This is a genomic window from Embleya sp. NPDC001921, assembly GCF_053594475.1.
In genome coordinates this window covers 203400-224070 of record NZ_JBSFEO010000010.1, presented here as the reverse complement: position 1 = coordinate 224070, position 20671 = coordinate 203400, and the positions used below count along the sequence as shown (strand labels likewise).

Below are 20671 nucleotides of genomic sequence, written 5' to 3'. Positions count from 1 at the left end.
CACGTGCCCACGCCGAGACGCGCAACCGCCCCTCGGACACCCGCGGCCCCGACGACTTCGGAATCGGCGCGCCCGACGGCCGCCCCCACCTCGCGCCCACCGACCAGTACGTCGCCGCCGACCCCGTCGGTCTCCCCCACCCCGACGAGTTCGGACACCCCAGGCACCCACCCGAGCACATCACCTTCGGCTTCGCCGACTGCGCGCGCAACTCCGTCGGCATCCCCCACCCCGTCGACATAGAACCGATTCCTCGCTCCCAGCAGTTTCGACAATGTGGTAGGCGTCGAAACCGCTGGGAGTCTGACGCATTTTTACTATTTCCTGAGGGGGTGTTCAGGCGAGCTCGACGCAGAATCGAAACATGCGGGCCGGCTGTTGTATTTCGAGTCGGAGTTCGGGACGATTTGCAGCGGCGCCAAGCGCCCTCCGGAGTGCCGTGGGGTCGATAGTCGCCCCATTGGATATGCGAACGTAGATCTCCATCACCCGTCACGGGGAGAACGCGATGAACCGTCCGCAAGGAAACGCCGCATTGGTCGCCTTGGCCGCGCTCTTGCTCACGGGAGGCATGCAGATTGCCGCAGCTTCCCAAGCGGCCGCTTTGTCGGCGAACTCGCCGACTCTTTCGAAGATAAGCGATGAAGAACTGAACATCGGAGTCGCGGGCGAATGCAGCACGGGCGGTTGACAACCTCGCTCGCCAGTCGTTACGAGAAACAAAATCAGGCAGGTACGGCAACCGGCGGACAAATGGCCCGACCACTCCTGCGGTGGCCCGACCGTCCCGGTCGCGGCAGACTGCGAATCGCGTCGCGGCACACGACGGAACTTTCACGAGAGGCACCACGCATGAGAGGCGGCGGCGACGCCTTGAGTTGGCGTCCACGACTTCGTGACGGTGTCGTGGTCGAACGGACCCAGAGTGAATTGTTGTTCATCTGCACGTCGAGCCGACGCGTGAAGAGATTTTCCGCTCCCGCGACGATCATCGATATCATTCCGTTGTTGGACGGAACCAATTCGATCGCCCATCTCGTTCGAACCAACTGCGACTCGGACGAATCCGTGGAGCTCCTGTGCTCGACGCTGAGAACGTTGGACACGGAAGGACTACTCAGCGCTGTCGATAACCTGGATGAGGAGCTCGAACGACTTCCTCCCCGGCAAGCCCGATACTACGACCGACAGTTGCGCTTGTTCCAGGAGCTGTGTGACGCGGATCTGATCGACTGCGTCGGAGCCGCGCAAGCGCAGCAACGCCTCGGGAACGCGAAGGTGCTGGTGTGCGGGCTCGGCGGGTTGGGCGGCGTGGTCGCCCACGCGCTTGCCGGCGCCGGCGTTGGAAAGCTCGTCGTATGCGACTTCGATCGGGTCGAAGTAAGCAATCTCGCGCGCAGCTTCGTGTATTCGACCGCGGATGTCGGACGTGCAAAGAGCGAGGTCGTCGCCGAGCGGTTACGCGGAGCCAATCCACACATCCAGGTGACCGCGGTCGACCGATTCATCGCGACGCCCGCCGACCTGGCCGACCTCGTGACCGGCTGCGACTTGGTGGTCGGTTGCGCCGACCAGCCCAGCGTCGCGGCAATGGCGCAGACGGTCTCGGCGGCCTGCCTCCCGGATATCCCCCACCTGGTAGCGGGCGGATACTCACACCACGTCGGCGTGCTCGGAGCCTTGGTCGTTCCCGGCGTCACGCCCTGCCGGCACTGCCTGACCGAAGTCCTCGGCCGCGAACACGGCAGGGATGCCGCTTCACCGCTGGTTCCGAAACGACCCCACGGGGGCGTCATCGGGCCCCAGACGGGCATCGTGGGCAACATCCTCGCGCTCGAGGCACTGCGCCATCTGCTGGGCATGGAGACCGTACTCGGGCATCGAGTCGTCGAAATCGACTTCTGGCCCATGGAGTTTCGCTCGCGAACGATCGACAGAAGCCCGACTTGCCCATACTGCTCCCAACTCCCGAGCATTTGCGCCGACGACGAAGCGTGAAGTCCCCTCGGAGCCGGCGCGCCTCGGGCCGCGGGCTGACGGGACGCGTGCATTCAGGTTGTCGCTCCCATCGTTCGCGACCGCTGCACGGACGATGGTCGTGCCGAGGCGCCAGGGTCTTCACGATGCCGGGGCCGTTCCGGAAGTCGGCTTTTTCCATGCGCCGTTCGACCGGTACGAGACAGGCTTCGCAGTCGAGGACTCTCGTAAACCGGCGGCGGGAACCGTTCCGGGCCGAGGGCGCACCCATCCTGGGGGTAGAGGTGACGACCATCCGTCAGCGCCCCGCGTTGCTGCGTTCAGGGTTGATGGCAGCCGCTCTGATGCTGATTCCCACGGCCTGCGAGCGCGGGGGGCATGACGAAGCGAGAGTGTCGAGCCCGCCTACTCTCGAGGGCCCTGGCACTGTCGCGCCACAACCGTCCATCGACTCGAGTGATCCGACCCCGGAGTCGAGCACCTCGACCACGAGTCCACCCGATCCCGCGGATATCCCGGACCCTTGCGCTCTGCTCACGAGTGCCGACCTTCGCCAACCCGGTTCACCGGCCTTGCCCAAGGCGGACCGGCGCGACGGGTGGGACCGGGTGTGCAAATGGTCGAGCCTGCAATTCAACGCCGGCTACAGTCCCCCACCCGAGCCGGCGCGGAGCGCGTTCCCTTCCGGCAGGGCGGGGGACCTCCAGATGGCCGGTCGGGCCGCCGACAGGCTCACCGAGGTCATGCGAAACTCTTCCGCCGTCGTCGTGCGGGTCGCCTTTCGTCGAGGAACTCCCAAGCCACAACCCAGCTTCTACACGGCTTCCGGGCGCAGAGTCGAGGTGAACGCTCCCGACCCGTCCGCTCCGGACGCGTGCGGAGTGTCGACCGCGTGGAAGGGCGGCACCGTCTCGCTGGCGTTCAGCGACGCGACCCACACGTCGGACCCGTGTGTCCAGGCGAAGCGCCTGTTGGCCGTCGTAATGGGGAAGATCCCAACCTGAGACACGCGGCGGCGTTCGGCGCGCGTCCGGGACCCGCCGCTGCGCAGCCGGGGAGATATTCCGGTCGTTGACATGCCGCGAACGATGGGCGTCACCACCGACGTTGCCGACCATCTGCGGCCGAATCCCGCCCTTGCCGGTGTGACCGGGAAGTTCGCCGGGTTGAGGTTTCGACTTGGTCGAAACCCCCCTGCGTTATCGGATCGCTGTGAATCTATGCCCCGGTTTGACTGCTTGGCGTCAATGGATCGGCGGGTGGGGGCGCAATCGGCCGAATACGCCCCCTTCTGATCGGCAGTCCTTCGTCAGAGCAGCCCCCGTCGGGCGGTCGATGGGTGGACTTGGGCGGGCGTCAGGGTGAGGGTGCCGACGTATCCGGTGCGGGTAATGGCCCAGGCGGTGCCGTTCGGGCCGACCGCGGTGGCGATCGGTGCGTCCGGCAGGTCGGTGGTCCCGAGCAACTGCGCGGCGCCGATGTCCCAGACCCGCAACGACTCCTGCACCGTGCCTGCGAGGACGGGCCGCCCGTACAGCAACCCGACCCGGGGGTTTGCAAGATCCACGTCTCCCAGCCCGGGGCCCAGGGGCTCCCGCCGTGCCAGATCCCACACCTGATGTTCGGCCCCGAACAAGGCCACAGGCCGCTGGTTCAGACCCCAGATGCCATGGTCGAGGCCGGGGACCGGTAGTGGCAGTCCGACGGGAGTATCCGAGGTGACGTCCCAGAGCAGGCCGCCGTGCTCGACAGCCGCACGCCACCGCTCCTCCGCGGAGGCTGCGTCCGACAGGAGCGGCTCCAACCACGCGTACGTCCGGCCGCCGGCCGCCACCAAGCGCGAACACTTCCATCCCCGAGGGACGCTCCACAACCCGAGCACCCGATCGTCATGAAACGCGCTGTAGAACGTCGTGGTGCGTGGAGCGCCGTCGAGCTCACACGCCAGGATGGCCAACTGCCCGGCGATAACCGCAGGGGCCGCAGCCTCGACGAACATGTCGTCACCTGTGAGGCCCGGGACGACGTGCCCGACGAGCTCGAAGCCGTCTCCGGTCACCCGTAAGACGCGACAGCCGCGCGGGCGACCCGTGATGTGCAGGACGAACGGGCTGCCCTGCCAGGTGAAGCCGGTGAAGTGGTCAGCCGGGTCGTGCCACCACTCCTTGTCTCCAAGGCCGTGGACATCGACCACCTCACCGGTGGAGGCGTCACGCAGTTCCACACGCTGGAACCCCTCCACGGAGCAGTACATCCCGGCCAGCAGAGCCCGGCCGGCGACAACGACGACCTGCAGTGCACCCGAGAAATACTCGCCGGGGTACGTCGTCGTGCCCGGATCCGCCCAACGCGTCTGTCTCATCGGGGCATTGTCCTACCGGGCCCGCACAGACTCATGATGAGGTGCCGTGGCGCCACGCCGCCTACGCCAGGCGCCGACCCCGGGGGGGTCGCCAGATTCACCCCCGGCCGGTGGGGAACAGCGCGCCCGGGGCGAGGTCGGTCGAGCCGGGTGTCGGGCTCATGCTCGGGCGGGGTCAGGTCGAGGGCGAAGTCGCCGAACCGGCGGATGGTATGGGTGATGTACGGGGATACGGTCGCCAGGTCGTCCGGGTCGACCGGGTGCGCCTCGGCGGCCGGCGCGTTCGCCGCCGCGGTGATGTCGCAGGCGTTGGAGTAGATCACGCAGTTCGCGAGCAGCTCGTTGAACTTGACGATCTTCTCCTGATTTTCGGGGTCGTTGCTGCCGATCAGCCTCCCGCCGAACATCAGCCAGGCGGAGAACCCGTGGAACGCCTCGGCCCGGTTGGTGATCGCGGTGATCTGCTCCCGGAGAGACGGATCCGACAAGTACCGCAGCAACGTGACCGTCCTGATCACCCGGCCCAGCTCCCGGAACGCCCGGTACAGTCGGTTCTTCCGCGAGTTGTTGCCGAGCCGCCGCAGCGGCGTCACCGACGACAGCCGCCCCTCGCGGATCGAGATCGCCGTGCGCAGCAGGTCGGACCAGTGGGTTTCGATCAGCCGCCAGTCGATCACGTCGTCGCCGAACAGCGAGTCGATGTGCTCGTACCGCACAACTGTGGCGGGCCGGTAGCAGGTCAGGTCCTTCCAGTTGCGCATCCGCGGCAGCAGGTCGAAGCCCAGTAGCGCGGCAAGTCCGAAGACCGGCAGCGACTGGCCTTGCGTATCGGCATGCACCGCATCCGGCTGGAGGTCGGAGTCGTTCTGCAGCAGGCCCTCGATGATGTAGACGGCCTCCCGCACCCCGCACGGGATGAAGTGGCTGAACAACGCGATGTACGTGTCGGAGATGTGCCGGTAGGCGATCCCGCCGTAGCCGCCGTAGCGGATGTGGGACTCGGCGAGGAGGTTGTTCTCCCACGTCTCGATCTGGGTGCCGTTCGCGGCGACGACGTTCCCGTCGCCCCACATCCCGGCCACGTCCAGCCTGGAGAACGCGTTGATCACGTCCGCCGACGCCCGGTGGATCTTGTTGGGATCGGCGTGCTTGTTCCCCGTCGTCGCCGGCTCGTGCACGAAGACCTGGCCGCGCATGTGCCGGGCCACCTGCGCCGGGCCCAGCAGCGTCCCGTTCGCGAACACGGTCAACACGTAGCGGCGCAGGGCGTCGCGGATCTTGCGGTTCGCCCCGGACGCGGGGCCGAAATGGCGGTGCCAGTTCAGCAGGTACGCCGTGCGGATCAGGATGTCCAGCAGCGCCCGCTCCGGCAGCCGTTCGTGCACCGCCGTCTCCAACGCCGGCGCGGACGGCCGCCGGTCCCCCCTTGCGGCGCTTGAGCTGCGGGCGTCCGCCCTCCAGCACCAGGTCGGTATTGCTGCTCGTACAGATTCGCGTAGGAGTCCGACCCGGCCACCGCGATGTCCCCGGACCGCAACTCCGCGGCCAGGTAGGAGAACACGCACACCTCCAAGTGGCGGCGCACCAGCTTCCCCGGTCGCCGCGGATCCCGCAGGACCCGGCGCCACCCCTCGCCCGCGAAACCCACGTCGCGTGTCAGCACGACCTGCCGCCCGTCCCGCTCGACGGTGACCCGCTCGTCGACGAACTCGCCGGTCCGCGCCGGTTCGCGCGGATGAACTCCACCACGCCCAACACCGCCCGGTCCGCGCTGGTCGCCCCCAACCCCACCGCGTCCAGCAGCGTGAACAACGCCGCCCGACCGCTGCGGTAGTGCCCCTCCAACAGCGGCAGGTAGTTGTTGCCGTGGTGCGCGGACACCGCCTCGCGCGCACTGGACAAAGCGTCCGACCCGCCCGCGCCCGCCAACGTCTTCAGGACCAGCCGTCCGGCCCGCTCGCTGACCACCTGCGCCCCGTCCGGGTCCGTCTCCGCGGGCGCGCCGCCGTCCCCGGCCGCCGGATCGTCGGGCTCCGCCGCCGCGAGGGCTTCGTTTTCGGGCGTACTCCGGTAGGCCCCCTGCGTGACGCCGACCGTCCCGATGTGCCTCTGCCGCACACGTGCGTGGGGGAGTGGTCTCGGGACAGTCGACGTTACTCCGACACGGACGGCAGGCAGCGAACCACCCTTTCGTGCCTCGCCGGAACGCGGCCACAGCCGGGTGGAGGTTGTTTCGTTCGGTCCCCTCACACCACCGAAAGGCTCCGGCGCTCACACGAGCCGGTGGAGCTACGAATCGGTGAACTTCGGTGCTTCCAGGAAGAAGTTCGCCACTGTTCCCACGACGGATCCTGTCTCGATCTCGCGTTCGAACCTGGTGCGGAGCGCCGGATCGAGTGCGCATGCCTCGAAGCCGTGCAGGTTCGCGAGCGCCACGATCGTCTGTATGCGAAGCGCTTCCGGAGCGCCTCGATCGAGGATCGCGCACAGCTCTTCCGTCAACCCCGGAACGGGCCACCTGTTCCTACCGAGGAGCGCGATGGCGGCCTCGGCGGCTTCGGGATCGTCTTCGGCGGCGGCGAGTGCGGTGAGCGACTCCCGGAGCAGTACCTTGCGATCGGCGTCGTCACGCACAGCGGCGTCCAGCGCGTACAGTGCGAGCCCACGCCGGCAGCCCCGCAGGCCGGGAAGCAGGGACATCAACTGTGGCCAGGCATCCGGCAGTCGCCTCACATAGTCTTCGAACGTAGTCGCCATTTCGTGGGATTTCGACTCCCCGGCCCGGATGAGGGCGGTCAGCGTCCCGAAGGACGGCGGGTGCGTCCGCGACAGGTACCACGCGGCGGAGACTGCGGTTTCGGGGTCGTCGAGTTGGGCGAATATCTCCCGGGCCGCCTCCGGGTCGAGGCGCAGCATCGGGCAGATCGGGCACTGGCAACGCTCGAGTGCCGCGGCATGTTGGGCGCGTTCCTCAGGCGTCAAGTCGGCGACCGCGACGTGCGCGTCGTCGCCACCCAGTCCTTCCTCCCAGACCGTCCACAGGTCACCTCGAAGCAAGAGAAAGCGGTCCTTGCCGGCGAGCAGGGCGCCCAGGTCGGACCTCGGGGGAGCGGCTCTCAGGCCGTAAACCCTGGTGATGACCCGCTCGATGGCTTCCCACTCGGCGGCAAGGGCCAATTCGAACCAGTGGCACCAGACCGCCTCCGAACGAGAGCAGCATCCTCCGGGGTTCCAGAACCACCATCCGAAGTCGTCGTCCACGTCCTCGCTGACGCTGATCCATTCCCCGCGATACTCGGATGCGCTCGGATACGGATCGATGCCGGTGTAGCGGTGGATGAACTCATGGATGATGCGAGTGATCTCGGAGTGCGCCGCGTGCCGGTCCCCTTCGCCGGAGACCTCGAGAGATAGTCCTATAGCTGACATGCCGCGAACGATAGGACCCATCACAGACGTTCCCAGCCGCTCGGGCGGACCCTGCTCCTGTTGGAGAACCGTCCGCTCATGCACGGCGATCACCGAAGTCGGCACACGACCCGGCGGCCCCCGCGGGACGATTCCACAACACCACAAGTCCTGCTAGGCATAGGCCAGTTCGTGCCGATCACCCTCCAGAGCGACAGTCTGCCTCGCAGGCATGTTCGCGGCAAGGCACCACGACAAGGGCCAGTCCATGGACACCCGCGGAACCAGGAATCGGTGCGGTTTCTCACTGCTCCGGGTCCAGTCGATGCGCCCTGATCAGACGGGTGATCGCGGTGACGGTCGCTTCGATCGGGCTGTGGGTCCTGACCACGAATCCCTTGCGATCGGTTGCGACGAGGTGGGCCAGGAGCCTGGCCGCTCGCTCCGATCGCGATTCGTTCCCTCTCAGGTGTTCTTCCCAGGGTGTCGGGTCCGGTTGCAGGCGTAACTGGCGTCGCAGCGCGCCTGCGGGTGTGGCGGCGTGCACCGTCAGCGTGGGTTCGATCAGGTTGGGGGCCAGGCGGGACAGCCGACGGGACACCTCGGCGCCGACGAGGTGATGACGGACGGCGTGTTCGGTGACGGTGGTCAGACGGAAGCCGCCGACGACGACGAGACCGCCCGGATCGGCTTCAGCGGCCGTGCGAATGGCCACCGACAGAGCTTCGAGGCGCCGCGCGTGCGCCTCCAGGGTTTTCACCGGGGTATCGCCGAACGCGAACGTTGCCTCGGACACGACGGCGCCATCCAGCGAAACGCTCAGAGCCCGGGCGAGACGGACCGCGTGCGAGGGCAGAACGGCCTCGACAGCGACGATCACCACATTCTCCCAGGACGTCGACAAGCCACGTAGCCATCACCTCGCGCACATCGCGTGAGCCCTGGCTTGTGGGGACCGAGACCAGCTTCGCCATCCTCGGTCCTCACGTGGATCCCAGGCCGTCCGTCACCGCGAGAACTCGACACCTGCCCATCCCACCCTGTTCCGGGAACTTCAACTCGGATAAACGCGGCACCCTTCGGCGGCGGCGGGAACTTGTCGACCGAGATGCCGCTGACGGGATGGTTTTGTCGCGACTGCGAGCTTCGCCCACACCAACGCCGACGACGTGTGCACCGCAACCGCGCTCGCGACATCCGCTGTCGGTAATCGTCGTCGGATTCGAGACTCACAAAGCGACTTCGATAGTAAAAATGCGCCGCTCAATCGATGAGCACACCGAAGGCTTCTCCGGTCTTGAATTCCTAAACCGGATATCGCATTATTTCGAACGGCCGCCCGCCTCGGGCCGGTTGCCATCGAGTCCGCGCACAACACTTCAAAGCGGGAATTTTCGACTTCCCGAACGCCACGAGAACACTTGGGTCTCCACATGTCTCGCACGTCGTCCCCCACGTCCGGGTCCCGCCGAGCACCCACCAAGCGTCGCCGACTCGTCGTCGTCACCACGGTCTCCGCCGTCGTCGCCGTCGGCGCGGCCGTCGCGGTGGTGTCCTCCCAAGAGTCGACCGAGAAGGTATCCGCGACCGGGCCGCGCCAGACCGCCTCAACGGATCCGACGATCCGAACTCTCCCCGGCGTGGTCGATTCGGCGACGTCCTCGACAAATCCGACTCAGTCACCTGAGATCAGCACCTCCGCCTCCACACTTCCGGCAGGTACGACCACGCCTCCTGGGGCCACCGGCCCAAGCATGGGAAAGCCCGCATCGTCAGCGACTCAGAACCCCGCGAAGGATGCCCCGACCGGAACGGGAGCCGGAACCCGACCGGGATCGACCTTGACGAAACACGCGGGCGACCTGGAGATCAGCGTCGACGGAACCTCGATCTCGAACCTTGACATCCAGGGCAACCTGTTCGTCGTCGCGAACAACGTCACGGTCACCAACGTCAAGGTCGGCGGCTACGTGGCGATCAACCGAGGCCGCACCGGAATCGCGCCACTTCCCGTCAAGCGCAACATGAAGTTCTCGAACATCGACGTACGCACCATCGACAACGTGGGACTCGACACCGTCGTCGTCGACAGGGCACGTTTTCGGGGTGCTACGGATTCCACCCACTTCCAAGCCACCAGCTACCGACAAGGTGGAAATTTCTGGAAGTGTGACGGGCTGACCCTGACGAATTCACTGTTCGATCCGCCGCCGCCCATCAAGGATCCCGAGGTCCACCTCGAAGCCCTCCACCCCATGGGGTGCAGCAACCTGGTCATTCGCAACAACGTATTCGACATGACCGCGCCGAATCCGGAGACGAAACGGCAGACGACGGGGATCATGATGCTACAGACCTGGAACGACCGGGTGAACGAGAACGTCGTCTTCGACGGAAACGAGTTGCGAGGCGGCGGCTATTACCAGCTCTACCTGCACGCGAAGAACATGAGTGTGACCAACAACAGGTTCCACTCGTACCCCCAGGGAGCCCCGGTATATCCGCCGTCGGCGAACTCCGAAACCTACTACCCCTTCACCCAGTCCGGGAACACCCTGGACGGCAAGCCCATCACGCTGGTCAACAGCAAGTGACCCGGCGGGGGACATCGCATACGACACCGCGCCCCGCCGCGCGCCGACGCCTCGAGTGTCGCGTTCGTCCCTGGCACATCGGCGCGGTGGTCGGCGAGCATGAGCCTGCTTGTGGGCACCGATGACGGGAACGAACGTCGGCGACCCGAGGAGATGAGGGGAGACGCCCGTGAGTCGTCGTGGGGCGTTGTTGTTCGCGGGCATGTGCGTGTTCTGGGGCATCCCCTACCTGCTGATCAAGGTCGCGGTGGACGAGGTGTCACCCGCCGTACTGGTGTTCGCGCGAACCGGGCTCGCCGCCCTGATCCTGTTGCCGTTCGCCCTGCGCGGCAACGGGTTTCGCGGGCTCACCGGACACGCGTGGCCGCTGCTGATGTTCGCGATGACCGAGTTCATCGTGCCCTGGTGGCTGCTCTCGGACGCCGAGCGAAGGTTGTCCAGTTCGACCGCCGGGCTGCTGCTCGCGTCGACGCCGATCTTCGGCGCGGTGCTCGTGTACCTGACCGGCAGGACCGAACGGATGGGCCCGGCGCGCTGGATCGGCCTCGCGGTCGGATTCGGTGGTGTCGCGGTACTCGCCGGGCCCACCCTCGACGGCGGCGACCCATGGGCCATCGTCGAGGTACTCGCCACCGCGCTGTGCTACGCCGCCGCGGCAATCGTCGTCGAACGCGGGCTCAAGGACGTGCCGAACCTACCGATGACCGTCGCGTGTCTGGGCTTCAGCGCGCTCGTGTACATCCTGCCCGCCGCGGCGCAATGGCCCGCGCGCATGCCGAGCGCCAAGGTACTGGGGTCCTTGGGTGTGCTGGCCCTCGTCTGCACCGCGATCGCGGTGGTGCTCTTCTTCGAGCTCATACGCGAGGTCGGCGCGGCCCGCGCCACGGTCATCACGTACGTCATCCCGGCCGTCGCGGTCGTCGCCGGTGTCCTCGTCCTGGACGAGAGGTTCACCTGGGCGATCGGTGCCTCGTTCGTACTCATCCTCGCCGGAGCCTGGCTGGCGACCCGTCGCGGCGACGTTCCGATCGTCCCCGCCGACGCCGATGGAGACGCCGACGACCAACCGCCCATCGAATCGACCAGCGCGCCCGAACAGCAGCGGTAGATCGGCGTGCCGGGAACGCGACGCTTCCGTTCCGCGCTGCCCGTCTGCGGCGTCGGGTAGACGGACAACCACGCGACGGCCGGCTCCAGGCCGCGGCGCGGTTGCAGGGCCGGGATGGCCCGGGCCGGCCGCGTCGTGATGTCCGGGCACTGCGTCCACGTGGTGGGGCGATGACACCTTCCCGCGCCGAGTTCGGATCCGGGACCGTGACCGCACGAGCCGCAACGCGGCGCGGATATGGCGTCTTTCTCCGTTCTCGACCCGCATCGCCGTGGCTAGCGTCCGGGATCGTCGACCGCCGTCGTCCGGACGGCGCCGCGCCTGATCGAGTCGCGGGAGGACGTGGTCAACGGGGGACGGATACATGTGGCAGACAGCGGACGACTTCGGCTATGAGACATCGCCCGAGGTGGGCTTGCGCACCGCCGGCATCGAAGAACGCATCGGTCGCGCCCACATCCTGCAAACGCGTCAGGTGCGATCGTTGTCGGCCATAGCCGCCTTGGTTTCGCCCGTGTTCCTCGGCGTTCTCTTGGGGGTGATCGACGAATCGGGCCTGCCCGTGTTGATCGAATTGCCCCTGTTGGCGATCGTCGTCGTCGTCGGCTTGGGGCTTGTCGTGGGACTGTTGAGCTTTAGCCGGATGCGCAGACCCAGCGTGCGGTCCGTCCTGGGTTTGTACCACTGGGAGGTTTGGCCCTGCGCGGTGCTGCCCATGGACCCACCCAATGGGTGGGGGCGGGACAGGCCGTGTGTGTGGTTGCTGCGTCCCGACGGCAGCTACTACGTCAAACTCATCACGCACTGGTCGCGCGAGACCCACGAGAATCTCGCGCGACGGGGGGTCGGCGCTCGCGTGTGGTTCGCCGGGGATCTGCGCCACGGCGGCGTGGTAGCGCTTCCCGACGGCATCGAACCGACGCTGGCCGACGCGGTCGGCTGCTCCGGGGAAGGCACGGCCACGCAGAACGAACGAGCCACTGAGGCAGGCCTGCGGCGACGCTCCAACGTCGAGCAACCCCGTTGACCGCCGCAGCATCGTGATGCACGACCGTCCGTGCCTTTGGGGTCGGCACACGACGAGTGCCGACGCTCCGTCCGGCTCGTGGGCTCCTCGACATGCCCACGCGCGGGCGTGACAACAAAGCCCGACCACCGCGTCTCGCCCGCCCATCATTCGCGGAGCAGGACCGACTTTTCCGCGAATTTCGGCCGCTCGCAAGCGACTTGCTCCTCTTCCACCGGCCGCGGGCGCGTTTATCCAAGCACCCGGGGATGCCTGCTCGGAGGATCTGGCTGTTCGAAGCCACCTCGTCGAGCGCCCAGGCCCGGGATTCGGTCCGTCGAGACATCCGGCGCATGGGCGATACGACGCATCCCGATCCCGGGTCCATGGACGTGTCAAAAGAGGAAGGCGGACCGGATGTCCGAAACGAACGCCTCGTCGGACGAGGCGGATCCCGCACCCACGCTGTACGAACAACTCGGCGGTGCCCGGGTTCTCCGCGAGGCCGTCGACCACTTCTATCGGCTGGTCTTGGCGGATCAGGAGTTGGCACCGTATTTCGAGCACTCGGACGTATCGCGGGTCAAGCGGCATCAGGTGCTCCTGCTCTCGACGATCCTCGGCGGCCCGGGACCCTACGACGGCCGCTCGCTCGGCAGGGCGCACGACGGACTCGGTGTGACCGGTCCGCACTACGACAAGGTGTCCGCGTATCTGCTCGGAGTGCTGGCCGAGTTGGGCACGCCCACCCACATTCACGACACCTTGGCCGCCACCCTCGAGGAAGTCCGCGACGACATCGTCCGGCCCGAGGACGCGGCGGCCGAGGGAGACCGCTGAGGCGTGGACGCCAACCGCCTCGAGGAGAGCTGGCGCCTGGTGACGGCGCACGGCGACCAGGTCCCGCTGTTCTTCTACTCGTCACTGTTCCTCGCCGACCCTCGGACCCGACAGATGTTCCCGGTCTCCATGGCGGCGCAACGCGGAAAGCTGATCGACGCGCTCGGGACCATCGTCTCCCAGGTCGAAGACATGGACCGGCTGGCGGACTTCCTGGGCCAACTCGGGCGCGACCACCGCAGGTTCGCGGTCGTCGCCGAGCACTATCCGGCGGTCGGCACGGCGCTCCTGGCGACCCTGGAGCACTTCACGGGCGCCGCGTGGACCCCGCAACTGGCCGACGACTGGCGCACGGCCTACGCCCGTGTCGCCAAGGTGATGTGCGACGCGGCCGACGAATCGGCCCGCACCACACCGCCGTGGTGGGACGCCGAAGTGGTCCGACACGAACGCCGCGGCCTCGGGCTGGTCGTCCTGACCGTGCGCCCGGACACCAGACTCGACTTCGACCCCGGCCAGAGCGTCGCCGTCGAGACCGCGCTGCGCCCGCGGATGTGGCGCTACTTCTCTCCCGCCAACGCCCCGCGGGCGGACGGGACGTTGGAGTTGCACGTACGCGTCGTCGACGGCGGCAGCGTCAGCACCGCCCTGGCCCAGGGTGTGCGACAGGGCGATCTGCTGCGTCTGGGCGCGCCCGTCGGTCGGCGGCTGACGCTGGGCGGCACCGACGGGCGCGACGTGGTGCTGCTGGCGGGCGGCACCGGGCTTGCCCCTTTCAAGGCGCTGATCGAACGCATTGGGATCGAGCACGACCACGGTTCGGTCCGCAGGCGCGCCGTGCTGTACATGGGGGCACGGCGGACCGCCGAACTGTACGACGCGGCCGCGATGTTCGCGTATGCGGAGGCGTTCGAGTGGCTGACCGTGATCCCCGCGATCTCCGAGGAGCCGTCCTATCGAGGCGAGATCGGGGATCCCGTGGACGTGGCGCTGCGCCACGGGCCCTGGGGCACCCACGAGGTGTACCTGTGCGGCTCACCGGAGTTGATGCGCTCGGGGCTTGGCCGACTACGCTCCGCAGGGCTGCCCGAGGAGCGATTGCGGTTCGAGGAGTTCGGCGGCCACGGGATCTCCGGGCCGTCCCCCACGTACTCGTCAACGGAGGGCGATCATGAGTCAAGTGCCAGGTGAGGGGGAAGCGGCGCGGCCCGCGCCGGCGACCCGAAGTCGGACCTCGCTGACTCCGCAGGGCATCCGTTCCACCGAGTTCTCCCGCGCATCGCTCGCCCGTCGAGGCTATGACGTCGAGGAGGTCCGGATGTTCCTCGGGCGGGTCGCCGAGGACATCGCCGCGAGTGACGCGCAAAAGGCCGAGCTCCGCGCGGAGATCCATCGGCTGCGCCATTGGTACCGACAACAGGGCGTCGACACCGATCCGAGGTCCGACGCCGGCAAGGCACTGGTGGCCGCCGCCAAGCCGGACGGCCAGGCGCTCGCGATGTTGTCCCAGGCGCAGCAGCAGGCGGACGCCTACATCGCACAGGCGGAGCAGTACTGCCGTCAACTCATGTCGGAAACCCGGCTGCAGGCCGACGCGCTGCTGCAACACGCGCGCGAGAACGCGGAGGCTGCCGCGGACGAGGGAGCCCGCGCGTACCGAGCCCGGGCGGGCGAGGAGTACGCCGCCGAACTGGAGGAGATGCAGCGCAAAGTGCTGTGGCTGCGTGCCTTCTGCCACGCGATCCAGGTACAGCTCACCGCGGCCTCGGACTCGTTCGCCCGCGAGGTGGCCAAGCTGGCGGATCTGTCGACGAGCTTCTCCACGACCGACTTCATGTCCGCGGATCAGGGGAATGTGCGATAGCCGGGTTGGTCGAGCCGTCCGCCCGGAGCGATCGCTCAGCGTGGCGTTGGCTGTGTCGTCGTCTCGTCCACCGCGCTCTCCTCGCGCGCCTGCCATTCCGAGGCCGACCGGGCTACGGAATCCGTGCGTCGGTAGTACGTGGAGTAGCGCTGGATCGGCGGGTACGCGGTGGCGAACAGTTCGAGGATTTCGGGATCCGAGCTTTCGATCCGCCACCTCGCGGAGTGCTGCGCCTGAATCGAGAGCAGGGCGTCGCCGGTGGCGCGTACCGTGCCGTCGACCCGCCCGTCGAGGATCTGGGTGTTGGGAGTGACCAGCGCGAGCAGCCTCAGCGTCGAGATCCATTCGTGCGTCGACTGGGTCTCCAGTTCGAGATCGTGCGGCTGCCCCGGGGTGGCCTCCTCGATGTCGCACGACCATTCCAGATCCAGGCCTCGGGATCCGAGGCGCAGGAGGATCTCCGCGAGGGGAATGTACGTCGAGTCTCGCCATGCGGAAAAGACGATGAACATCGGTCACTCCGTGGTTCTTCGAGGCAGCGTGGGTCGTTCGGCCTCGTGATCCTCGGGACGTGCGACCCACCGGGACGAACCGTCGCCGTCCACCGGGCTCTCGGGTGGCTCGCCGTGACCGGCTGTCGGCTCGATCACGGGCGCGTTCGGTGCCGGGCCGAAGGTTGCCGGCGGAGAGGGGCGGCTGCGCTCGACGCTGGTTCAAGAGGACACTCGCAAGCTATCCCCGGCCTTGGGCGAAGGATCGGACAAACGCGACCTTCGACAGGAGGCCGCGGTCGGCCGAGGAGCGAGCCCCGAAGTGGGAGGTTCGCCCGCCGCGGGTCTCGGGCCGACCGGATCGAGACCCGCGGCGGGCACCGCGCACGGCCCCCCTTGCGTATGGGAGGTGCCGGCTACGGCATCAGCGGATTTACCGAGTCTCCCGCTCCTCGACGGTCAGGACGAAGAGGCGGCGCGGGGTCGCGCTCCGACAGGCCGTCGGGGCGGTCCGTCGACAGGGCCCGGGCCATGCGCGGGTGTGCGGCTTTGCTCAGTTTTGCTCAGTACTCGCGGTTGTCGGTCCCGGTCGCGGCGCTGTCGGTGTTCGTCACTCGAGTGCCGTCCGTCTGGGCGGGCGGAGTGTCGTTGCCCGTACCGTTCGCGAAGGCACCGCTGCTGCCACCCACGACGAAAGCCGCCGCCATGACGCCCACGACAATGAACCTGCCTGCTCGATTCACGATGAAATCCCCGTTCATGAAGGGGCGTTGGCCACAGTGCCACTGCCCGATGCCGCTCATCCTCGCGTACACGCGCTGACCGAACGCTGAACACGGACGCGCCTCGACTCAGCCACCGTCCGCCGCCAACCGGTAGCCGCTGCCGGGCACGGTCTCGATGGCGGCCCGATCGAAGGGGCGGTCGAGTTTGTTGCGCAGGCGCCCGACGTAGACCTCGACCAGGTTCGAGGCACCCACGAAGTCGTCGCCCCAAACGTGTTGGAGGATTTCCCGCTTGGAGAGTCCTTGGCCACGGCGGCGAAGCAGGAACTCCAGTAGGGAGAACTCGCGGCCCGTCAGCGTGATGGCGGTTTCCCCGCGTCGCACACGCTTGCTGGCCGGGTCGAGGGAGAGGTCGCCGGCCGCGAGCACGACGGGGCGTTCGGGCGTACCTCGGCGCATCAGGGCACGGAGCCGCGCCACGAGTACCGCGAACGAGAAGGGTTTGGTCAGGTAGTCGTCGGCGCCCTGGTCCAGTCCCTCGACCTCGTCCCGTTCCCCGGATCTGGCCGTGAGGATGAGTATCGGCGTCCAGACGCCGTCGTCCCGGAGCGTGGAACAGACCCGATATCCGTCGAGACCGGGTAACTCCACGTCGAGAATGATCGCGTCGTAGGTGTTCTCCCGGCCCAGCCAGATGGCGTCGATACCGTTGACGGCCACGTCGACCACGAAACCCTCGCCCTCCAGCCCGTAGCGCAGGGCGGTGGCCACGTGTTCCTCATTCTGGGCAACCAGAACACGCATGACGACGGTGATCCTCCCCGCCCTGAGCCGGCATCTCGGACGACGCGTGAACGGAACGCATCCGAACCGAGGCTCAGTGTCACAGTGGGGGGTGAGGCGTCGCATGGAAGAACACGACAATAGGCGTTCCGGGGGAGCGATCGGCGGAAGCCGAAGCGCGCGAGGGCCCGATCGACGAGCAGCCGTCAACGATCTTTGCCGAGGTCACCCGGGCAGGGGGCGAGATGGGTCGGGTCGACGTCGATCGCGATGGCGTCTCGCGTCAGGGGCACGGCCCGGCAATCGCGAACCGGTCGCGTCGGCACGCGTCCACGGTCGCGAGCGGCCGTGGACGCGTCGTGTTCAAGTGGTCGAGGCGCATGACGAGGCCTGGTCCTCGACGGGCAGGTTCGCGTCCACCGGCACGGAGTCCGAGGGAATCTCGGCCCACACCGTCTTGCCACCGTCCTGGTGGCGTTCGACGCGGCTTCGGCCTCCGAGTTCGGCCAGGACGACCTTGACGATGGCCAGTCCCCGCCCGCTCGTCGGAAAGCCGGCCCGAGTACGGGTGCGCAGGCGCGGTCGCCCGGGATGACGGTCGCGTACACCCAGGCGCAGCGTCCCGTCGTCACGCTCCTGGAGAACGATGGAGATGTCCGGGGTGACGCTGCCGGCATGTTCGACGGCGTTCGTGATCAGCTCGGATGCCACGAGGCGGATCGACTCACCGGTCTCGGACCGAGCCGGGACGCCCCATCGGGCGAAGACCGTGAGGACCCTTTGCCGGGCCCCCGCGACACGACTGCCGCGCGAGGGGATGGTGAACATGTACGTGTGTGCTCGGATCGTCGTCATGATCGTCTCCTGGTTCGTACGGCCGGTCGACCATCGACTGGCCGATCCCGAACCCGTCGTCGCCCCGAGCACGCGGCGGACTCATCAACGATCCTGCGCTCGTGCCGCCGGCGATACATGGCCCAAGTGGCCAATATCCGACATATGAGGCTCACGGAGCCTTCGGAAGTATCACAGCTTCAATGCGATATCGACGGAATATGTCCGCCTCAACCGCTCCCTGTCGCGTTCGACGGAGTCGGTCCGTCGGCCTGGTGCGCCGGCGCGTAGTTGCCGACCGTGCCACGGTGCTCAGGCGGCCCGTGCAGCGTGAGTCCAGACGACGAGAGCCTCGGACCCACCCCCGGCGCGGGATCAGTCGGTTCGCGGCGGCGTGATTCTCGCGTCGACGCCCATCCAAGGCATCGAGGCGCAGCGCGGCTGTCCCGCGAGCGCCGACAGCCTCTCTTGCGGGTCGGGTGGCGAAGCCGGCGCCGTGGTGTGCGGCGCCTCGCTCTCGGGCGGAGTCGCACACCACGGTGGGGTGGAGAACTGCGCTTGCAGCGTGGACGCTTCGGCGCTCTCACCCACTCGATTTCCGTGCGCGTCGAAGGCCTCGATGGACACGTTCTCGAGGTCCGTCCTCGCCACGATCGCCGCGAAGAACCGGACTCCGTTCGACGTCGGGGTCGTGCGTGCGGGAACACTGATCGGGTTCCGTGCGTCCTTTTGCGAGACCCTGATCTCGGTCGCGTCGGGAGGAGCGATGCCCACCACGCCGATCTCCATCGGCCCGCTTGTCCGTTCGCGCTTCCAAGGTTGGGTGATCACCATCCAATGCACCGTTCTCGCCGCCAGCTTCTCGTCGAAACAAGCGGCGACATCCTCCGTCACCAGGCACGATCTCCCAGGACCGGCTCCCACCGAACCCACCAACCAACCGCGGTAGTCCGAAGGATCCCTCACTTGGTACACCCGCGCCTGCGCTGCCGGAACCGCAAGGGTCGCCGTGGGCACCGGCGCGGGAGAACGCACCGCCGCGGGACCGTGCGCGCCGTCGGAATGGCGGGCGGACACGGTCGCCAAGCCCCCCACTAGCAGGGCGCTCGCGACCGCGACGCCCGTCGCGATCCGGCGACGGCGGCGTCTGTGCGCACGGACGCGTACGAGCACCTGCTCCAAGGGGTCCCCCGTCGGTATGTAATCCGGGGGCAGGGCACCGACCGCGACCTTCAGCAGGTCCTGTGGCGTGCCACGCATGAAACCCTGCTCCTTCACCTTCGATGAAAAGAAGGATCGTGTCGGTCCGGGGACCTGTCGGACACGCTCGTCGAACTCCTCGACGCCGGGGACTCCGGCAACCCGTGCGCCGTTTCCGATGGCGACATGTATCGGGCGAACGTCGGGTCCGCGCGCAGTCTCGCCAGGCCGCGTGCGGCCTGCGAACGAACCGCCCCCTCCGAACAGCCCAACAGTTCCGCGACCTGACTGTCGGCCATGTCCTCGACGTAGCGCAGGATCAGGACCACACGTTGTCCCGAAGGAAGCTTCGCCAGAGCACGGCGCAACTCGTCACGGTCGTCCACCGAGTGGACTCCTCCGAGATGGGCCTCCTCCGAACGCTGCGGTAACCACCCCAGCGAGACTTCTCCCCACCACTTCCTGCGCCTCGAGCCGATGGCCAAATTCACCAGGATGCGTCGGACGTACGCCTCCGGTTGCTCGATCGTGCTTCCCCGCCACGCGTTCCAGAGCCTGAACAGCGCCTCCTGCACCAAGTCTTCCGCCCTGCCGACGTCCATCGTCAGGGTGTAGGCGAATCGCGTCAAAGACAGCCGCCGACCGCGAGCGAACTCGGCGAACCGCTCCTGCGCCGCAGCGTCCACATGCTCTCCGGGATCGATCGGGTCGGCTTGAGACGAACGCCTCGACCCCTCGGCGGCAGCGGAGCGAAACCGGTCGACACCATTCGAGGCGTCACGGACAGCACGGAAGGATCGAGTCGCCTGCAGTCCTCGCCGAGACACATCGAAAGGGTCGACGGTCGCCGTTCGCCGACGGGAACCGGACGAGATGTGCCGTCTCGTCCGGCTGTACCTGACGCGCCGCGGGCACCGAACCCGAGACGATGTATCACCCATGGTCGGCGTCACACGCCATGCGCACTTGGACAAACGCGTCCGACCTTTCGGCACGTGTCGCCGCAACCCGGACACCATGCCGAATCAAGGCGGTCGTCGATTCGGGATCGCGACTTGGCGCCTTCCTACAAGCGTGCCGATCGGGTGGAGGGAACTCTTGGCGTCCACGGTGCGCCACCGGATGATTCGAGCCAGGCCCGAGCGGGCCGGCGATCATCAGCACAAGTGACACCGTGCCCGCCGCGAGAAACCACTGCGGAGACGTCCATGGGCCTCAACTTGCACGATCACATTCGCCGACTCGACGGTCTCGTCCCATGCCACACGTGTGATCCGAACCTGTTCTTCGACGAATCCGCCTCAAGCGTCAAGGAGGCCAAGAGTCTTTGCCGCGCCTGCCCGCTCCGCAGGTCCTGCCTGGCCGAAGCGCTGGCGCGCGGCGAGTCGAGAGGCGTGTGGGGCGGGGAACGTCTGCACAATGGCAAGGTGACCTCCTCCCGGCTCCGGCGGCCGCGTTCCCTGTCTCGGTGATCCCGCA

Annotated in this window: 20 protein-coding genes; 9 read left to right on the top strand and 11 right to left on the bottom strand. The window is 67.5% G+C overall.

The features are described 5' to 3' along the window. Positions 1–508: 508 nt before the first annotated feature. Positions 509–691: a hypothetical protein gene (locus ACWCPW_RS15055; RefSeq protein WP_449761957.1), complete on the top strand. Its 183-nt coding sequence runs from the start codon at positions 509–511 to the stop codon at positions 689–691. Positions 692–906: 215 nt separating this feature from the next. Then, complete coding sequence (locus ACWCPW_RS15050; protein WP_449761956.1) at positions 907–1998, top strand: HesA/MoeB/ThiF family protein; 1092 nt, start codon at positions 907–909, stop codon at positions 1996–1998. Between the two features lie 1288 nt (positions 1999–3286). On the opposite strand, the gene ACWCPW_RS15045 is transcribed toward ACWCPW_RS15050, so the two are convergent. From ACWCPW_RS15045 to ACWCPW_RS15025, 5 genes are all read right to left on the bottom strand, one after another. Then, entirely contained in the window at positions 3287–4339 is a 1053-nt protein-coding gene (locus ACWCPW_RS15045) for a hypothetical protein (RefSeq protein ID WP_449761955.1), read from the bottom strand. Then, positions 4336–5724 carry a transposase gene (locus ACWCPW_RS15040; protein WP_449761954.1) on the bottom strand — a complete coding sequence of 463 codons (1389 nt, stop codon included), beginning with the start codon at positions 5722–5724 and terminating at the stop codon, positions 4336–4338. Before ACWCPW_RS15040 ends, ACWCPW_RS15045 begins: the two co-directional genes overlap by 4 nt. A 271-nt stretch (positions 5725–5995) precedes the next feature. Beyond that, a complete protein-coding gene (locus ACWCPW_RS15035) occupies positions 5996–6457 on the bottom strand; it encodes a hypothetical protein (protein ID WP_449761953.1) in 462 nt (153 codons plus the stop codon). A 171-nt stretch (positions 6458–6628) separates the two neighbouring features. Continuing rightward, positions 6629–7852 carry a hypothetical protein gene (locus ACWCPW_RS15030; protein WP_449761952.1) on the bottom strand — a complete coding sequence of 408 codons (1224 nt, stop codon included), beginning with the start codon at positions 7850–7852 and terminating at the stop codon, positions 6629–6631. Between the two features lie 199 nt (positions 7853–8051). Further along, entirely contained in the window at positions 8052–8627 is a 576-nt protein-coding gene (locus tag ACWCPW_RS15025) for a hypothetical protein (protein WP_449761951.1), read from the bottom strand. A gap of 553 nt (positions 8628–9180) precedes the next feature. Here ACWCPW_RS15025 and ACWCPW_RS15020 point away from each other — a divergent pair. The 6 genes from ACWCPW_RS15020 (at position 9181) to ACWCPW_RS14995 (ending at position 15159) form a co-directional block, all read left to right on the top strand. After that, positions 9181–10341 carry a hypothetical protein gene (locus ACWCPW_RS15020; RefSeq protein ID WP_449761950.1) on the top strand — a complete coding sequence of 387 codons (1161 nt, stop codon included), beginning with the start codon at positions 9181–9183 and terminating at the stop codon, positions 10339–10341. Positions 10342–10510: 169 nt separating this feature from the next. Beyond that, positions 10511–11449: a DMT family transporter gene (locus ACWCPW_RS15015; RefSeq protein WP_449761949.1), complete on the top strand. Its 939-nt coding sequence runs from the start codon at positions 10511–10513 to the stop codon at positions 11447–11449. A 364-nt stretch (positions 11450–11813) separates the two neighbouring features. After that, positions 11814–12476 carry a hypothetical protein gene (locus ACWCPW_RS15010; RefSeq protein WP_449761948.1) on the top strand — a complete coding sequence of 221 codons (663 nt, stop codon included), beginning with the start codon at positions 11814–11816 and terminating at the stop codon, positions 12474–12476. A gap of 396 nt (positions 12477–12872) precedes the next feature. Next, positions 12873–13295, top strand: coding sequence for a group I truncated hemoglobin (locus ACWCPW_RS15005; RefSeq protein ID WP_449761947.1), 423 nt, complete (start codon positions 12873–12875; stop codon positions 13293–13295). Between the two features lie 3 nt (positions 13296–13298). Beyond that, the gene (locus ACWCPW_RS15000) at positions 13299–14486 is read left to right on the top strand and encodes a globin domain-containing protein (RefSeq protein WP_449761946.1); all 1188 of its coding nucleotides are present in this window, start codon (positions 13299–13301) and stop codon (positions 14484–14486) included. Further along, on the top strand, positions 14467–15159 hold the full coding sequence (locus tag ACWCPW_RS14995; RefSeq protein WP_449761945.1) for a DivIVA domain-containing protein: 693 nt from the start codon (positions 14467–14469) through the stop codon (positions 15157–15159). Before ACWCPW_RS15000 ends, ACWCPW_RS14995 begins: the two co-directional genes overlap by 20 nt. Before the next feature lie 35 nt (positions 15160–15194). Here ACWCPW_RS14995 and ACWCPW_RS14990 read toward each other — a convergent pair whose 3' ends face one another. The 6 genes from ACWCPW_RS14990 to ACWCPW_RS14965 form a co-directional block, all read right to left on the bottom strand. Then, a complete protein-coding gene (locus tag ACWCPW_RS14990) occupies positions 15195–15671 on the bottom strand; it encodes a hypothetical protein (protein WP_449761944.1) in 477 nt (158 codons plus the stop codon). Positions 15672–16213: 542 nt separating this feature from the next. Next, positions 16214–16465, bottom strand: a complete 252-nt coding sequence (locus ACWCPW_RS14985; RefSeq protein WP_449761943.1) for a hypothetical protein — start codon at positions 16463–16465, stop codon at positions 16214–16216. A gap of 36 nt (positions 16466–16501) precedes the next feature. Next, complete coding sequence (locus ACWCPW_RS14980) at positions 16502–17179, bottom strand: response regulator transcription factor (RefSeq protein ID WP_449761942.1); 678 nt, start codon at positions 17177–17179, stop codon at positions 16502–16504. Positions 17180–17521: 342 nt separating this feature from the next. Beyond that, the gene (locus ACWCPW_RS14975) at positions 17522–18013 is read right to left on the bottom strand and encodes an ATP-binding protein (RefSeq protein ID WP_449761941.1); all 492 of its coding nucleotides are present in this window, start codon (positions 18011–18013) and stop codon (positions 17522–17524) included. A gap of 354 nt (positions 18014–18367) precedes the next feature. After that, a complete protein-coding gene (locus ACWCPW_RS14970; RefSeq protein ID WP_449761940.1) occupies positions 18368–18886 on the bottom strand; it encodes a hypothetical protein in 519 nt (172 codons plus the stop codon). A 380-nt stretch (positions 18887–19266) separates the two neighbouring features. Beyond that, entirely contained in the window at positions 19267–19878 is a 612-nt protein-coding gene (locus tag ACWCPW_RS14965; protein WP_449761939.1) for a SigE family RNA polymerase sigma factor, read from the bottom strand. Here ACWCPW_RS14965 and ACWCPW_RS14960 point away from each other — a divergent pair, their 5' ends adjacent. Further along, positions 19879–20664: a WhiB family transcriptional regulator gene (locus tag ACWCPW_RS14960; RefSeq protein WP_449761938.1), complete on the top strand. Its 786-nt coding sequence runs from the start codon at positions 19879–19881 to the stop codon at positions 20662–20664. Positions 20665–20671: the final 7 nt, after the last annotated feature.

What these genes read in the sequence shown, in the direction of transcription:
- ACWCPW_RS14975 (WP_449761941.1), bottom strand. Translation starts at nt 18,013, where the DNA reads ATGACGACGATCCGAGCACACACGTACATGTTCACCATCCCCTCGCGC.
- ACWCPW_RS14995 (WP_449761945.1), top strand. Translation starts at nt 14,467, where the DNA reads ATGAGTCAAGTGCCAGGTGAGGGGGAAGCGGCGCGGCCCGCGCCGGCG.
- ACWCPW_RS15010 (WP_449761948.1), top strand. Translation starts at nt 11,814, where the DNA reads ATGTGGCAGACAGCGGACGACTTCGGCTATGAGACATCGCCCGAGGTG.
- ACWCPW_RS15005 (WP_449761947.1), top strand. Translation starts at nt 12,873, where the DNA reads ATGTCCGAAACGAACGCCTCGTCGGACGAGGCGGATCCCGCACCCACG.
- ACWCPW_RS15055 (WP_449761957.1), top strand. Translation starts at nt 509, where the DNA reads ATGAACCGTCCGCAAGGAAACGCCGCATTGGTCGCCTTGGCCGCGCTC.
- ACWCPW_RS15045 (WP_449761955.1), bottom strand. Translation starts at nt 4,339, where the DNA reads ATGAGACAGACGCGTTGGGCGGATCCGGGCACGACGACGTACCCCGGC.
- ACWCPW_RS15020 (WP_449761950.1), top strand. Translation starts at nt 9,181, where the DNA reads ATGTCTCGCACGTCGTCCCCCACGTCCGGGTCCCGCCGAGCACCCACC.
- ACWCPW_RS14980 (WP_449761942.1), bottom strand. Translation starts at nt 17,179, where the DNA reads ATGCGTGTTCTGGTTGCCCAGAATGAGGAACACGTGGCCACCGCCCTG.
- ACWCPW_RS14990 (WP_449761944.1), bottom strand. Translation starts at nt 15,671, where the DNA reads ATGTTCATCGTCTTTTCCGCATGGCGAGACTCGACGTACATTCCCCTC.
- ACWCPW_RS14960 (WP_449761938.1), top strand. Translation starts at nt 19,879, where the DNA reads ATGCTCTCCGGGATCGATCGGGTCGGCTTGAGACGAACGCCTCGACCC.